We start from the raw sequence: 15,563 nt of genomic DNA on the forward strand, positions 1-15,563 counted from the left end.
TTTTATTTAAGTCTGGTGTCACTTTCAATCATCCCGTCCCGTAAACGGATGATACGGTGGGCGTGGGCGGCAATGTCCTCTTCGTGGGTTACTAAAATCACCGTATTGCCTCGTTGGTGGATGTCATCAAAAAGGGCCATGATTTCCACGGAAGTTTTGGAATCCAGGTTTCCTGTAGGCTCATCGGCTAGAATAATGGAAGGCTTATTAACCAAAGCTCTTCCAACGGCCACACGTTGGCGTTGCCCTCCTGATAGTTGGTTGGGGCGGTGATCCATGCGGTCGGCCAATCCTACATCGGTTAGGACTTCTTCGGCACGTACGTCGCGTTCTTTTTTGGAGGCACCGGCATACACCATAGGTAGCGCCACATTGTCCAAAGCGGTGGTTCGGGGTAACAGGTTAAAGGTTTGAAATACAAACCCGATTTCCTTATTACGAATATCGGCCAGTTCGTCATCAGTCATTTGGCTTACATCCTTACTGTTCAAAATATAAGAGCCGCTAGTAGGGGTGTCTAAACATCCCAGTAAATTCATTAGGGTGGATTTTCCTGAACCTGACGGACCCATAATGGCAATATAGTCGCCGCGTTCTATATCCAGGTCGATGCCCTTTAATACGTGAACGGTTTCTTGTCCTAATTGAAAATCCCTAGTAATGCTGCGAATTTGAATGACATTGTCCATAAAAAAGATAAAAGCTAAGTGGGTTTGGATTGCTTCTGCAAGATAGCAGAATTCTTTCAATAGGACGTTGCCAAAGCGAAGTTGTTACACCCTAATGGAGAAATGTTCTTTCCTTTGTTCGGTTCTAAAAAATACCATGCCCCAATAAAAGGTATCGATGGTGACGGTGACCTTTGGGTGGGCTTTAATTTCTTCCCAGGCTTCGGTCATGTCTTTAGACCAGTGAATGTCGTCCAAGATGATTATGGTGTCGTTATGGACCGTATCCAAAAGCTCTGAAAAGTAATATAGGGTGGCTGTTTTTTGGTGGTTGCCATCCATGTAAATAAGGTCGTAGGTTTGGTTGTCCAATTGCTGTATTGCAGGAGTGAAGTCGGCAATAATAGAGTTGATGTTATTCAATTGAAATTGTTGGAACTGTTTTTGGGCTACAGCGGTAGTATTGGGACAGCCTTCAATGGTAGTGATTTGCGATTCTTGATGTCCAATTGCCATAGCAGTGGTGCCCATACCGAGGGAAGTGCCTAATTCCAAAATATGTGTTGCTTCTAAATGGCCAACGAGTCTGTTTAAAAGTTTGGCACGTTTTGAAGTGATACCAGAGGTTTTGGCAATTTTGGACACTTTCCGAGTATTGTTTTTAAAAATTCTACTGCCTGCGCCTAAATCGGTTATTGAGATTGGGGAATGGTTACGATAGAGGGCTTTTCGGTATTGCTTTAAAAGCGGGTAGCTCTCATACTTTTTTCGGTCGTAAAAACACAGGGTGACCAACTGGTATACAAAAGGGGAGTGGACGCCATGTTGGTTGGTGGAGCGCCAAAGGAATTTGAAATATTGTAGGAGTTGGTACATGTTGTGGCAAAAATAGGATTCTAAACGAACGATGAAAAAGGTTGGGTTTTTGTTAAGCTTCTCCTTCCAGTTTTTCTGAAAGTTCAAACCAGCGGGCTTCTTTTTCGGCAATGTTCTCCATTAGGGTTTGAAGTTCTTGGGATAGTTTGTTGATGGCTTCCGTGGAAAGACTTTCATCCAGAAACTTTGCTTCCAATGCTTTTTTGTCCAATTCCAAGGAACGGATCTTGCTCTCTAAGTTCTTGAGTTCCTTTTGTTCGTTATAGCTTAGTTTTTTGGCTTCGTTTTGTTTGGACGCCTCTGTAGTTTTGGAAGTGTTCTCCTTAGGGCTTTCGGCAGGAGGCGTGGATTGTTCATAGATGCGGTAATCTGTATAGTTGCCGGGGAAATCCTGAACTTCACCTTCGCCTTTAAATACAAATAAGTGATCTACAATCTTGTCCATAAAGTAACGGTCGTGGGACACTACCAAAAGACAGCCCGGGAAATCCAACAGGAATTCCTCCAAGACGTTTAGGGTTACGATGTCCAAATCGTTGGTTGGCTCATCCAGAATTAAAAAGTTAGGGTTCTGGATCAAAACAGTACAGAGGTATAGGCGTTTTTGTTCCCCTCCACTTAGTTTTTCCACGTAGTCGTACTGCTTTTTGCGGTCGAAGAGGAAGCGTTCCAATAATTGTTGGGCACTTATTTGACGGCCTTTTTTCAACGGAATATAGTCGCCAAATTCCCTAATGACTTCAATAACTTTTTGTTCTGGTTTGATAGTAATCCCGCCTTGGGTGTAATACCCAAATTTTACGGTATCACCCACTACCACTTTTCCCGCGTCTGGTTTGATGGTTTGGGTGAGCATGTTGAGGAAAGTGGATTTACCAGTTCCATTTTTTCCTATGATCCCGATGCGTTCCCCTTTTTTGAAAACGTATTCAAATTGATCGAGTATAACCTTGTCCTTGTACGCTTTGGAAATTTTGTGGAGCTCTACAATTTTGCTGCCCAAACGTTCCATGTTCAATTCCAATTGCATGACATGGTCCTTGCGGCGTTGGTGGGCACGGGCCTTGATATCGTGGAAATCGTCGATACGCGACTTGGATTTGGTGGTGCGGGCCTTGGGTTGGCGGCGCATCCATTCCAATTCCTTTTTATATAGTTGTTTGGCTTTGCCTGTTTCGATGGCTTCTGTGGCGATACGGTTTTCCTTCTGTTCCAAATAATAGGAATAGTTCCCTTTATAGGTGAAGAGTTGTCCGTGGTCCAGTTCTATAATTTCGTTGCAGACGCGCTCCAAGAAGTAACGATCATGCGTTACCATGAAGATGGTGAACTGTGCTTTGGCAAAATACTGTTCCAGCCATTCAATCATTTCCAGATCCAAGTGGTTGGTAGGCTCGTCCAAAATAAGTAAATCAGGGTGGCTGATCAGAACCTGAGCCAAAGCCAAACGCTTTTTTTGCCCTCCGGAGAGGGTGCTGATTTTTTGCTCGAGGTCTTCCAGTTTTAACTGTGACAGGATTTGCTTGATCTGCAATTCAAATTCCCAGGCATTGTGACGCTCCATGGCTTCGAAGGCCACTTGATAGGCTTCGGTATCCTCAGGGTGTAACAGGGCCTTTTCGTATTGGTCGACTATTTTTAGGATGGGTAAATCGGCATTAAAAATGGTACTGTTGATGGTGGCGCTTTCATCAAACTCGGGCGTTTGGGATAAAAAGGCCGTTCGTAGGCCTTTGCGCATCACTACCTGTCCCGCATCTGGAGCGTCATCACCAGAAAGGATGTTTAATATAGAGGTTTTTCCACTTCCGTTTTTGGCCACAAAGGCAATTTTTTGGTCTTTATGGATGCTAAAGGAGAGGTTGGAAAAGAGCTCTACTTCTCCATATGATTTCGATATTGCTTCGACGTTTAGGTAGTTCACGGTATTTTTTTTGCAAATAACGGAAATAAACCAAAAAAAGAACCAATAGTTTTGATATTCCTGTTGATGGTCTATATTTGTCTGTTAAGAACGTTGCTTTACATGAAATATACACTCCTTGTTGCCATCCTTATTTTGGGTGTCATGACTTCCTGTGTGCCCCATAAGGACATGTTGTACCTTCAGGACAAATCCACGGCTACCGATTCATTACAGCTGATGGTGGAGACCCAAAAACCTTACCGCGTACAGATCAATGATATTTTGAGTATCCGTATCAAGGTGTTGGACCAGGACAATGTGAGCATTTTCAATCCCATTGCCGATGCCGCCGATTTGAATGCCTCTTCCAGTGAGCGTGCCTATTATGATGGGTTTACTGTAGATGTGCACGGGAATATCCGTATTCCTGTTTTAGGCGAAGTGAATGTATTGGGACGTACTACCGAGGAAATCCAGGAGCTTTTGGAGCAACAATTATTGGAAGAACAGTTTAAGGAAACCGCCAATATTTTTATTACGGTCAAGCTTTCCGGTTTGCGATATACCACCTTAGGGGAGTTGGGAAGTACTGGGTCAAAAGTTCTGTTCCAGGAGCGGGTGAATATTTTTGAGGCCATCGCCAACTCTGGGGATATTCCAGTGATTGGAGATCGACAGCATGTACAGATTATCAGACAGTACCCGCAGGGGCAGGAGATCCATGAGATTGACCTGACCGATAAGAATGTGATGCAATCGCCCTATTATTATATACAGCCCAATGATATGATTTATGTGAAGCCTTTAAAGCAGAAGGCCTGGGGAACAGGGACCTCTGGACGTGAGGTGCTGACTTCTGTAGTTGCTGTTGTCTCGTTATTGACCACCACCTTATTGTTAATTAATCGCCTATAACCAATGTCCAGAGAAGAATTTAATGATATAGACAATTCTGACCAAAGAGGTATTACCTTTGATTTTAAAGGGTTTTTATTTAAGGTGCTTAATCTGTGGAAATTGGTTTTGGTTTCCATAGGGATTGCAATGTTAATAGCCTATTGGATTAACGTTAGAAAGCAAAATGTCTACATGCTGTCTTCTCTAGTTTCTGTGGAGAGTGAGCAAAACCCTTTTTTCACGGCTAACACTAGTATTTCCTTTAATTGGGGAGGGGTGTCAGGTAAGGTAGGAAAGATTTTGACTACGGTTAAGACACGGAGCCATAATGAGCTGGTGGTAGATTCCTTAAAATACTATATGGATTATTTGGTAGAAGGGAAATATCGTTTGCAAGATATTTATACCGCAGCTCCATTTGTTGTTGACTTAGATAAGACTAAAGGTCAGATGTTGGGGCAAACTATAGGAATCCATTTTATTAATGAAATGGAGTTCGAATTGTTTGCCGATTTTGAAAGTGCGACTAGGAGTGTACAGCGGTATGATAATAAAACAATTTTAAGTACGAAGGTGCCTCTGGGAAATTTTAAACAAGTATTTCGATTGGGGCAACCCATAAGGTTACCATTTTTTAATGGTACCATTAGGCTTCGAGAAGGAAAGCGTTTAATTGGGGGGAAGACCTTTTTTATACGCTTTTTAAATTTTGACAGTGTAGTCCACAAATATGAGAATGCTATAAAAATTAAACCTATTTCTTCATCCTCTTCTGTGTTGGAATTATCATTGTCTGGTACCAATAAGGCCAAAATAGTAGATTATTTAAATACAACTACCGCAATTTTAAGTGCGACCGAATTGGCGCGCAAGAACCAATATGCCACTAATACCATTAGGTTTATAGATAGTAGTTTGGCTGCCGTAAATGCCAGTTTAAAGGAGGTGACCGATGAAATGAACCGTTTCCGAAAAGAAAATAAGGTGTTTGATATTAGTGAAGAAATGTCTTTGACATCCGAAAAGCTTAAGGGGTTGGATTTGGAAAAGGATAGGGAACAGGCTAAACTTAATTATTTAGAGTTCCTTGAGGCTTATTTGCGCACTAAAACTGATTATACCAAAATTGCAGCCCCAACCTCTGTAGGTATTGAAGAAGGGAATATTATAAGTAGTGTTAAGACCATTACGAGTTTGGCGATAGAACGACAGAATTTAGAATATACCGTTAAGGAGGGGAATATCCTTTTTAAAGACCTTGATAGAAAGATTGATGCAGAAAAGAATGTATTGTTGGAAACCATTACGGCTACTAGGAGGACGATTGAAGCTAATTTGAGTAATATTACCTCTAAGATATTGCGTTTGGAAGCTGAGTTGAGCAATTTACCAGAGGATGAACAGGATTATCTTAAAATTCAAAGGAAATTGAATTTAAGCCAACAGGCTTATGATGTGTATTTGGCTAAACGTAGTGAAGCAGCTATTGTTAAAGCAGCGAATGTCTCGGATATCACTCCCATTGATGCTGCAAAGGATATTGGTAATGGGCCTATAGGCCCCAATAAAAGCCTTAATTATATGATGGCTTTGATGATGGGGGGCTTTGTTCCTTTGATGTTGATTTTTGTTATCTTTTTGATGGATCATACCATTCATGGATCGGACGAAGTGGAGCTGTTGTCCAATATTCCTATTTTGGGTTTGATTGGTAAATACAACTACAAGAACAATTTGGTAGTATATGAAAAACCCAAGGCGGCTGTTTCGGAGTCTTTTCGTTCCATTCGTTCCAGTCTTCAATTTTTACTGAAACAAAGAGGAGCTAAAGATCAAGGTAAGAGTATTATGATTACTTCTTCGGTTAGTGGAGAAGGGAAAACTTTTACTTCCATTAATATTGCTACAGTATATGCTCTTTCGGGGAAGAAAACCATTCTTCTAGGTTTGGATCTTCGCAAGCCCAAGATTTTTGGGGATTTTAATATTACCAATGATAATGGGGTTGTGAATTATTTAATAGGGGATCGGAGTTTAGGAGAGGTGGTATTCCATTCGCAAATCGAAAATTTGGATGTGATTCCTTCTGGACCAGTGCCGCCCAACCCCTCAGAATTGCTGATGGGAGATGCTATGCCGAAGATGATGAATACCTTAAGAGAGACTTACGACATCATTATCTTGGATACGCCTCCTTTAGGTTTGGTGACAGATGCCTTGGAGTTGACTCAATACGCCGACACTACCATTTTTATGGTGAGGTTGGACTATACCAAAAAGGGAATGTTAGCTTTGGTGAATGCCAAACACCGCGCGGGAGAACTTAAGAATATTAGTTTTGTGCTTAACTTCTACAAACATAAAACCAACCACAACTATGGTTATGGTTATGGTTATGGTTATGGCTATGGTTATGGTGTTTATGGAGATGCTTATCATGAGGATCCCAATAAGAATAGAACACTTAAAAAAGTACAGAACTTTATAAAACGCATTTAGGTGCTGTCAACGTCCCAGAAGATTTTGAAGAGAAGCTTTGACCTTATGTTGAGTGCGCTGTTGCTCCCTGTTTTTATTTTGCCTATAATTTTATTAGTCTTGTTGGCGAGTTGGGATACCCGACAATGGGGCGTGTTTTCTCAGCAACGTGTGGGGCAATATGGAAGTTTGTTTCCTATTTATAAAATACGAAGTTTAAGGGGGGGTAATCATGTGTTGGGACACTTGGAACAGTATGCTAGTCCTTTTGGGCGTTGGTTGCGCCGGCATAAATTGGATGAATGGCCACAATTGTTCAATGTGCTCTTCGGGCATATGAGTTTTGTAGGTCCAAGGCCTGATGTAGAAGGCTTTGCCGATCTTCTGGAAGGTGAGGACCGGGTGGTTTTGGAGGTGAAGCCAGGGATTACGGGGCCAGCTACCCTTAAGTATGCCAATGAAGATGTGTTGTTGAGTCAACAGATTGACCCTGAAGCTTATAACGTCTCTGTTATATGGCCGGATAAGGTAAAAATCAACAAAAAGTATGTACATAATTGGCACTTTTTTGTAGATTTGACATACATTTTTCAATCATTTCAAATCAACCTATGAGCACGCACCCTAAAATTGCCATCATCGGATTGGGCTATGTTGGCCTTCCTTTAGCCGTTGAATTTGCCAAGCAGTTTCCTGTCGTAGGCTTTGATATTAATACCAAACGTGTTCAGCAGTTGTTGGAAGGTGTTGATACCACTTTGGAAGTGGAATCCAAAGACTTGCAAAATGTTATTGTTGGATCTACTGAAAACGGTATGGGGTTGTTTGTAAGTAGTGATCCTGCTGATATGTCTGATGCCAATATCTATATTGTGACGGTGCCAACCCCTACAGATGCTTTGAACAAGCCGGTATTTAATCCTTTGGTGAAGGCTAGTGAAACGGTAGGAAAGGTGTTGAAGAAGGATGATATCGTTATTTATGAGTCGACTGTTTATCCCGGGGTGACCGAGGATATTTGTGTACCTATTTTGGAAACGCACTCCGGACTTGTGTTCAATACCGATTTTTATGCAGGGTATTCACCTGAACGTATCAATCCGGGTGACAAAACCCATACGGTGACCAAGATTTTAAAAGTAACTTCTGGATCGACTCCTGAAGTGGCGGAGGTGGTTGACCGTTTGTACCGCTCTATTATTACTGCAGGAACCCATAAGGCGCCCTCGATTAAGGTGGCCGAAGCGGCCAAGGTGATTGAGAACTCCCAGCGGGACATTAATATCGCCTTTGTGAATGAGCTTTCTAAAATCTTTCGTTTATTGGATATTGATACACAAGCAGTTTTGGAGGCTGCGGGTACCAAGTGGAACTTTATCAATTTTACCCCTGGTTTGGTGGGTGGGCATTGTATCGGGGTAGATCCTTACTATTTGGCCCAAAAAGCTATTGAGACCGGTTATAATCCTGAGATTATTTTGGCGGGACGGAAGATGAACGATAGTATGGGGCAGTATGTTGCCCAAGAGACCGTTAAGATGATGATCAAAAATGGAGCCCGTATTAAAGGGGCCAAGGTCTTGGTATTGGGGATTACCTTTAAGGAAAATTGTCCGGATATACGCAATTCACGCGTGATTGATATTATCAGGGAGTTTGAGACCTATGGGGTGGAAGTGGGTGTGTTTGACCCGTGGGCTTCTGCCGAAGAAGTACATGAGGAATACGGCTTGGACTTAATCTGTTGTGCCGATCAATTGCAAGCGCAATATGAGGGGATTGTGTTGGCCGTGTCCCATAAGGAGTTTTTGGAGCTGGATATTCAGGTGTTGAAATCGGAGGACTGTGTGTTATTTGATGTGAAGTCTTTGTTGCCTAAAGGGATGGTAGATGCGAGGTTGTGATAGAGGTTGGAGACATTATTTGTGATAAGTTTGTTATATTAGCCCTGATTCGGTTAAGGAAATTTTGGTAGTATTGAAATTATTCAAATTGTATTAGTTGCATAGAAAGCCTTGATTTATTTTCGATCCTTTTTCTAAATACAAGGTTAATTTAAAAGGCATGCTGCTTAGTAGGAAATTATCTGGTATGTTGCATACAAATTTGGACTTATTGGATATCGAGCGCTTCATTTGAAAATCTTAAATATTTTTATTTTGATGATATGATAGCAAAGCTGGTTTTAGTGCTGATTATTGGCGCTATGTGATATAAATAAAGAAGTTTTACAATTGACACAAACATCCATTGAGTAAGTTAATATCCATAATCACCATAAATTTAAATAATAAAGTAGGTCTTAAGAAGACTATTGAGAGTGTCAAAGTGCAGACATTTCAAGATTATGAGTACATTATCATTGATGGCGGCTCTAATGATGGGAGCAAAGCCTTGATTGAAGGGGAAACTGAGCATATTTCTTATTGGATTAGTGAGTCTGACCGGGGTATTTATAATGCCATGAATAAAGGTGTTAAAGCTGCTAATGGGGACTTTTTATTGTTTTTAAATAGTGGTGATGTATTTTATTCCAATGAGGCTTTAGGCTATTTAGCGGAAGCCTGCCAGTGTGATCCTAGCAAGGGGTTTATTTATGGAGATCTAGCTTTTGTGGATGGGCAAAGAGAATGGGTTAAGATTTACTCGGGCACTTTAAATGCCCGATATTTTTTATACGATTCCTTACCGCACCCTGCTACCTTAATTAAAAAGGAATGTTTTGAAAACGTTTTGTATGACGAATCTTTAAAGGTGGTTTCTGATTGGAAGTTTTTTATGCTAGGAATTGCTAAGGCCAAATATTCCTATCGCCATATCCCTAAAGTAATTTCGAAGTTTAATATGGAAGGTGTTAGTAATAGTATGCCCCAATTGATAGCAAAAGAGCGGTCGATGGTTTTGAAAAAGTATTTTCCTTGGTTGTATTGTTATGCCGAATATGTGAAATTTAAGGAACAATTGAAAGGGAAGTTTTATAAAACAAAACCAGAGAATTCGTATATCTCAAAGTAATATCATTACTTCAGTTATTGGATAGTAGATTTTTAATATTAAGGTCTGTTGTAAAAGGATTACATTTACTTGACAATTTTTAAGGATATGGGGACAGAAGATATTGCAAATTACAGTTATTTGGTTACAGGAGGGGCTGGGTTTATTGGTTCTAATTTGGTAGGACATTTGTTGGCACAGGGAGCTAAGCAGGTGCGGGTGCTGGATGATTTTTCGAATGGGTACCGTGAGAATCTTGAGGAGTTTTTTGGGCATCCTGCCTTTGAATTGATGGAAGGAGATATTAGGAGTTTGTCGATCTGTAAGGCGGCTATGGAAGGGATGGACTATGTGAGCCATCAGGCGGCTTTGGGGTCGGTGCCACGGTCTATCCACGATCCTATTACCAGTAACGAGGTGAATGTGTCGGGGTTTTTGAATATGTTGGTGGCTCTTAAGGAAAGTCCTAGTGTGAAGCGTATGGTGTATGCAGCCTCCAGTTCTACCTATGGGGATAGTCAAAGTCTGCCCAAAGTGGAAGAAGTTATTGGGAAGCCTTTATCGCCTTATGCGGTGACCAAATATGTGAATGAGCTGTATGCCGAAGTGTTTGGTAAAACCTATGGTACCGATGTGATTGGACTGCGGTATTTTAACGTGTTTGGACCGAAGCAGAGTCCTAATGGGGCCTATGCTGCCGTGATTCCGTTGTTTATACAAGCTTTGAAGGGCGACATGCCAGCTACCATTAATGGGGATGGAGGGCAGACCCGTGATTTTACCTATGTGGGCAATGCGGTGCAGGCAAATGTGAAGGCCTTTTTTGCAAGGCCTGAAGCGGCCAACGAAGTGTTTAATGTGGCCTGTGGGGAACGTATTAGTGTGAATCAGTTGTGGGCAGCTTTACAGGAGGCGGCTGGTTCGGAGTTGGAGCCCAACTATGGGCCTCCGCGGCAAGGGGATGTTCGGGACAGTTTGGCGGATATTTCGAAGGCGGAACATTTGTTGGGGTACCGTCCGGAAGTGAGTGTTGCGGAGGGGTTGCGGTTGACTTGGGAATCGTTTAATGGATAGTATTGAGTAGCGTGAAGCATGAAGTACGAAGCGTGGAGTGTGGAGGCGTTGGGGAACCAAGAGTAAGGAGCAAAGAGTGAGTAGAGAGTAGTGAGAGGCTTCTCGATACAATGTTATTTCACTACGTTGCATAACATCACTCGAAGAGACGGTTGGAGTGTTTAGTAGTAAATAGTGAATAGTGAGTGGTGTCCTTCAATCCTTTGGCTTTGCACTGGACAGACTTTCTTGGGCTGACAAAAATTCTGTGGTTTAGTGGTGAGTGGATTTTTTACTTTTTCACGATTCACTTTGTAGTAGTGAGAGGTTAGATGATTGGTGTGTGTCGAATGGAGGGGTTTTGTAAATATTGGGTTGTTTGATATAGTCTGCTGAAAGTGTTATGGTTTTACGCACTATTTGTTATCTTCGCCTAGAGCTAACCAGAACATATTCTTTTTATTGGAAACCCGTACGTATCGAAAAGACAATCAATTACAATTGGGGCGTCTCTTGCAAGCGAGTTTGCGAGACCTTTTTCAGTCACGGTTTTTGGCTACCCAATTGGCAGTCCGTGATATTAAAGCGCAATACCGGCAATCTTTTTTAGGGATTTTATGGGCCTTTATTACGCCTTTAATGACGGCTTTGGTGTGGATTGTTTTGAGACAGACCGGTACCGTAGCTTTGTCGGATACCGGAATTCCTTATCCTGTTTATGTGTTTTCTGGCACTTTGATTTGGTCTATTATTATCGAGGCCATTAACTCTCCGATAAGCAGTACCAATTCTGCGAAGTCTATTTTGACCAAAATCAACTTTCCTAAAGAGGCCTTGTTGGTTTCTGGTATTTTTAAATTACTCTTCAATAGTTTTGTGAAAGTTATCCTGTTGGTGGTCTTTATCCTTTTTTATGGGATGGGGTGGCATTGGAGTATGTTGCTATTTCCTTTGGGAATGTTAGGGGCCGTTTTTGTGGGGACCACTTTGGGCCTATTGTTGACCCCAATAGGCTTGCTCTATAAAGATATTAATAAACTGATTTCATTTGGGATGCAGTTTTTGATGTATGCCAGTCCGGTGGTTTATGCTGTTCCAAAAAGTGGACTTATGCATACTATTATGAGTTATAACCCGGTGACGCCTTTGGTAACTGTACCCCGAGATGTTTTAACGGGCGTATTTCCTGAGTTTTTAGGGTATTATGGCCTGGTGCTTTTAGCCTGTATTCCACTCTTGTTTTTTGGGTTGGTGTTATACCGGTTCTCTATTCCTATTGTGGTGGAACGATTGAGTGCGTAGGGGAGTAGTGTAATAGTGAGTAGTGTCCTTCGACCCTTCGGCGATGCTCAGGGCAGGTTGAGCTCAGGATGATGGAATGGGGGCATAGTGAGTGGTGAATTGTATAAAATTGTATAGTTATGGATCATAAGGATTTGGATGTTTGGAAAAAGGGAATGGACTTAGTTGAGGTGGTTTATAATTGGACTCAATATTTACCTGAGCATGAAAAATTTGGTCTGATTTTCCAAATGAGACGCGCGGCTATTTCAGTACCTTCCAATATTGCTCAGGGTAGTGCCAGAGAAAGTGATAAGGAATTGCTCCAATTTTTAAATATAGCCATTGGATCTGTAGCTGAATTAGAAACACAATATTTAATTGCTGTTCGTTTGGAATTGGTAGAAGCAGCCCATAAGGATTTGGAAATGCTTATGGAAGACGTTAAGAAATTGTTGTTGGGGTATCGGAATTATGTGAGGAGTAAGTAGTGTAGTGGTATGTAGTGAGTATTGAAAAGTGTCCTTCGACAAGCTCAGGATGACGAAAACGAGAATGGGGAATGATGAGTAGTATAAAAGTGAATAGTGTAATAGGAGTGGATTTTTACGATTCACAATTCACGACTCCCGATACACTAGTTATATAAAATTAAAATGACAAAGCAAACAGACATAAAAGATAGCAACGAAGTGCTGGTAAGGGTTGAGGGGCTTAGCAAGAAGTTTTGCAAGGACCTGAAGACCAGTTTGTGGTATGGGGTGAAGGATCTGGCCAATGGGATGTTGGGGCGCGGGTATGAAAGCAGTTTGCGACCTAAAGAGTTTTGGGCTGTGAAGGATGTGAGTTTTGAGTTGCGCCGCGGGGAGTGTTTGGGCTTGATTGGGCATAATGGTGCAGGAAAGAGTACGCTTTTAAAAATGCTAAATGGATTGATCTACCCTGATGGAGGACAAATAGACATTACTGGCCGTGTGGGAGCATTGATTGAATTGGGCGCTGGGTTTAACCCTATCTTGACAGGCCGTGAAAATATTTATAACAATGGGGCTATTTTAGGCTTTAGCCGGCAGGAAATTGCTGACAAGTTGGAAGCCATTATTGCCTTTGCCGAGCTGGAGGAGTTTATAGATATGCCCGTACAACATTACAGCAGTGGGATGAAGGTGCGTTTGGGCTTTGCCGTAGCCGCCCAAATGGAGCCCGATGTTTTGATTATAGATGAGGTGTTGGCGGTAGGCGATGTAAGTTTTCGAGCCAAGTGTTATGAGCGTATTTCGGAGTTGATGCAAAATTGCTGTGTTATTTTGGTAACCCACTCTATGCCACAGGTGTCTAAAATATGTACAAGTGCCCTGCTTATGCATAAGGGCCAGCTAAAGGCCCAAGGGGATAACGGTACTGTGATAGAAGCGTATTATGAGGATAATACTGTAAGCAGTGATGCAACTATAATTTATGCCAAGGTGTGTAGTTTAAGCTATTTTAAGACAGATGGAAGTGAATTTAGAGGGATGCAAAAAAGTTTTAAAGTTTATATAGGCATACAATCTGACCGAAAGATTACTGGTGTTGAGCTTAATTTGTTGATTGCAAGTAGAGAGTTGACACCCATTTGTCAAGGAAGTTCAAAATTTGACAAACAAAGTATTAATCTAGAGCAGGGATTGAATGAATTTGTGTTTGAAGTGAACGATTTATTTCTAAATACAGGTATTTACAAATTTGCACTAACAATTGATGATTTAAAAACTGGAGAAAAACATTTGTGGTTGCAAAACTTAAACCCAATTAAGTTTATAAATGATTTTACAGGTGTTAGTCCTGTAGTTCTAAATGGGAGGTGGTATAGTAATGATTGAATTAATAAAAAAGAATAAAATTTATCATATGGCCAGTATGGCACGTAGCGGAGAAACCTTAATGCTGAAGATTCTTGCTGTACATCCAGATGTTAGGGTAATTCATAATCTTGATAAAGAAGATGACTTGCATAGCGTAAAGGCTTTTGAGTTTATTAAAAACTTTGAGCCTAAACAGATTTCTAGACGGCATAAGTTGATGCAGCCATATCATTTAAAAAGAAATCAAATTATTCTTATAAAGCAGGGGGTTTGGAAACACCAATACCCGTTTGACGGTTTTATTCTTTCTAGAAATCCCGTGTCTATTTATTCGAGTTTAAAAGCTTATGATAAAAAGGCAGAAGGTTATGATGAGGCAACTAATTTTTGGTTTGGAAATGTAGAAAGGTTTAAACGATGGTTAAATGGCATTCAACCTGAAATTATAGAAGAATTGATTGCAAAGTCTCCTATAGAGCAGTTTGTAGATTTTTATAACTTAAGAATGGGGGAATTGTTAAATACTGATATTCCCATTGTAAAATATGAAGATTTAATAGTTAATACAGAGGATACTTTGCGAAAAGTTTGTAGTTATATCGGGATTCAAATGGATGACTCTCTTTTAAATTCACATAAATTTTACAAAAATGGTCTTGAGGGACATGGACAAAATGATTTGTCCAAGCCAATAGATGCTTCTTCTTTGCATAAGTACAAACTGAATGTGACAGAGGAAGAGTTTAATTTTATTAAGGAAAATACTTTAAATGTGCATAAGGGATATGGCTATGAATTACATCAAGGAGAAGTAAATTATTAATGAAAAAAGGAATAAAGAAAATTTTAGCTCATTTTGGCTATCAATTAGTACCAATTCAATCTTTATCTTCAAAGAGATTGGATACTAGAACCACTTATGATGTTTTGAAGGGAGCTGCCAATACACCATTCAACAGTGTGCCTTTTGCAGCTGAAACTCTTGAGTATTTGGTAAGTAATTATGAATTTGATTCGGTTCTGGATGTTGGAAGTGGTGAAGGAAAGCATAGTGATGTACTTAGGGAGGTAGGAAAGCAGGTTACCTCTATAGATTTTGGCACGTCTGTATATTATAACAAGCGGTCTGAAAACCAAATAAATATATTAGGAGATTATTACACCTATGAATTTGATGAGCCGTTTGATGCTATTTGGGCATCGCATGTATTGGAACATCAGCCAAATCCCAATTTATTCTTAAAGAAATTACATAAAGACTTGAAAGAAGGGGGCGTGTTGGCTATAACAGTACCTCCCTTAAAACATGAAATTGTTGGAGGGCATGTAAGCCTTTGGAATGCAGGATTGTTACTGTATCAATTGGTATTGGCAGGATTTAATTGTAAGGAGGTTGCAATTAAGGCTTATGGCTATAATATTAGTGTGGTTTTAAGAAAACAATGTATAAAAGAGTATCCAGAATTAAGTTATGATAGTGGTGATATAATGAAAATGAAAGCTTTCTTTCCCAATGGTTTTGGGGAGCCTTTTAACGGTGATATTAAACAGTGGAATTGGAGGTGA

At 40.7% G+C, this 15,563-nt stretch carries 14 protein-coding genes; 11 read left to right on the forward strand and 3 right to left on the reverse strand.

Annotation, left to right across the window (positions count from 1 at the left end; genetic code table 11):
• Positions 1-2: 2 nt before the first annotated feature.
• From ZA06_RS10840 to ZA06_RS10850, 3 genes are all read right to left on the reverse strand, one after another.
• Positions 3-689: an ABC transporter ATP-binding protein gene (locus tag ZA06_RS10840; protein ID WP_053977485.1), complete on the reverse strand. Its 687-nt coding sequence runs from the start codon at positions 687-689 to the stop codon at positions 3-5.
• Between the two features lie 84 nt (positions 690-773).
• The gene (locus tag ZA06_RS10845) at positions 774-1,631 is read right to left on the reverse strand and encodes an O-methyltransferase (protein ID WP_316931777.1); all 858 of its coding nucleotides are present in this window, start codon (positions 1,629-1,631) and stop codon (positions 774-776) included.
• On the reverse strand, positions 1,597-3,468 hold the full coding sequence (locus tag ZA06_RS10850; RefSeq protein ID WP_053977487.1) for an ABC-F family ATP-binding cassette domain-containing protein: 1,872 nt from the start codon (positions 3,466-3,468) through the stop codon (positions 1,597-1,599). The genes ZA06_RS10845 and ZA06_RS10850 overlap by 35 nt, the downstream gene beginning before the upstream one ends.
• 102 nt (positions 3,469-3,570) lie before the next feature.
• On the opposite strand from ZA06_RS10850, the gene ZA06_RS10855 reads away from it, so the two are divergent.
• From ZA06_RS10855 to ZA06_RS10905, 11 genes are all read left to right on the forward strand, one after another.
• On the forward strand, positions 3,571-4,365 hold the full coding sequence (locus ZA06_RS10855; protein ID WP_053977488.1) for a polysaccharide biosynthesis/export family protein: 795 nt from the start codon (positions 3,571-3,573) through the stop codon (positions 4,363-4,365).
• A 3-nt stretch (positions 4,366-4,368) separates the two neighbouring features.
• Positions 4,369-6,846 carry a polysaccharide biosynthesis tyrosine autokinase gene (locus ZA06_RS10860; RefSeq protein ID WP_053977489.1) on the forward strand — a complete coding sequence of 826 codons (2,478 nt, stop codon included), beginning with the start codon at positions 4,369-4,371 and terminating at the stop codon, positions 6,844-6,846.
• Positions 6,847-7,440 carry a sugar transferase gene (locus tag ZA06_RS10865; RefSeq protein WP_240472242.1) on the forward strand — a complete coding sequence of 198 codons (594 nt, stop codon included), beginning with the start codon at positions 6,847-6,849 and terminating at the stop codon, positions 7,438-7,440.
• The gene (locus tag ZA06_RS10870; protein ID WP_053977491.1) at positions 7,437-8,729 is read left to right on the forward strand and encodes a nucleotide sugar dehydrogenase; all 1,293 of its coding nucleotides are present in this window, start codon (positions 7,437-7,439) and stop codon (positions 8,727-8,729) included. The genes ZA06_RS10865 and ZA06_RS10870 overlap by 4 nt, the downstream gene beginning before the upstream one ends.
• Before the next feature lie 346 nt (positions 8,730-9,075).
• On the forward strand, positions 9,076-9,840 hold the full coding sequence (locus ZA06_RS10875; RefSeq protein WP_082332007.1) for a glycosyltransferase family 2 protein: 765 nt from the start codon (positions 9,076-9,078) through the stop codon (positions 9,838-9,840).
• An 87-nt stretch (positions 9,841-9,927) separates the two neighbouring features.
• The gene (locus ZA06_RS10880) at positions 9,928-10,893 is read left to right on the forward strand and encodes an SDR family oxidoreductase (protein ID WP_053977493.1); all 966 of its coding nucleotides are present in this window, start codon (positions 9,928-9,930) and stop codon (positions 10,891-10,893) included.
• Positions 10,894-11,334: 441 nt separating this feature from the next.
• Positions 11,335-12,174 (forward strand): ABC transporter permease, encoded by an 840-nt coding sequence (locus ZA06_RS10885; protein WP_168155219.1) that lies wholly within the window; start codon positions 11,335-11,337, stop codon positions 12,172-12,174.
• A gap of 119 nt (positions 12,175-12,293) precedes the next feature.
• Positions 12,294-12,644, forward strand: a complete 351-nt coding sequence (locus tag ZA06_RS10890) for a four helix bundle protein (protein ID WP_053977495.1) — start codon at positions 12,294-12,296, stop codon at positions 12,642-12,644.
• A 165-nt stretch (positions 12,645-12,809) separates the two neighbouring features.
• Positions 12,810-14,015, forward strand: coding sequence for an ABC transporter ATP-binding protein (locus ZA06_RS10895; RefSeq protein WP_053977496.1), 1,206 nt, complete (start codon positions 12,810-12,812; stop codon positions 14,013-14,015).
• Positions 14,008-14,820: a sulfotransferase domain-containing protein gene (locus ZA06_RS10900; protein WP_157503226.1), complete on the forward strand. Its 813-nt coding sequence runs from the start codon at positions 14,008-14,010 to the stop codon at positions 14,818-14,820. The genes ZA06_RS10895 and ZA06_RS10900 overlap by 8 nt, the downstream gene beginning before the upstream one ends.
• Entirely contained in the window at positions 14,820-15,563 is a 744-nt protein-coding gene (locus ZA06_RS10905) for a class I SAM-dependent methyltransferase (protein WP_053977498.1), read from the forward strand. Before ZA06_RS10900 ends, ZA06_RS10905 begins: the two co-directional genes overlap by 1 nt.

Source organism: Mangrovimonas xylaniphaga (genome assembly GCF_001280435.1).
In the GTDB taxonomy this organism is placed as follows: Bacteria; Bacteroidota; Bacteroidia; order Flavobacteriales; family Flavobacteriaceae; genus Mangrovimonas_A; species Mangrovimonas_A xylaniphaga.

Coding starts and splice junctions, on each gene's coding strand:
- ZA06_RS10860 (WP_053977489.1), top strand. CDS start 4,369: ATGTCCAGAGAAGAATTTAATGATATAGACAATTCTGACCAAAGAGGT.
- ZA06_RS10905 (WP_053977498.1), top strand. CDS start 14,820: ATGAAAAAAGGAATAAAGAAAATTTTAGCTCATTTTGGCTATCAATTA.
- ZA06_RS10880 (WP_053977493.1), top strand. CDS start 9,928: ATGGGGACAGAAGATATTGCAAATTACAGTTATTTGGTTACAGGAGGG.
- ZA06_RS10870 (WP_053977491.1), top strand. CDS start 7,437: ATGAGCACGCACCCTAAAATTGCCATCATCGGATTGGGCTATGTTGGC.
- ZA06_RS10895 (WP_053977496.1), top strand. CDS start 12,810: ATGACAAAGCAAACAGACATAAAAGATAGCAACGAAGTGCTGGTAAGG.
- ZA06_RS10840 (WP_053977485.1), bottom strand. CDS start 689: ATGGACAATGTCATTCAAATTCGCAGCATTACTAGGGATTTTCAATTA.
- ZA06_RS10900 (WP_157503226.1), top strand. CDS start 14,008: ATGATTGAATTAATAAAAAAGAATAAAATTTATCATATGGCCAGTATG.
- ZA06_RS10890 (WP_053977495.1), top strand. CDS start 12,294: ATGGATCATAAGGATTTGGATGTTTGGAAAAAGGGAATGGACTTAGTT.
- ZA06_RS10855 (WP_053977488.1), top strand. CDS start 3,571: ATGAAATATACACTCCTTGTTGCCATCCTTATTTTGGGTGTCATGACT.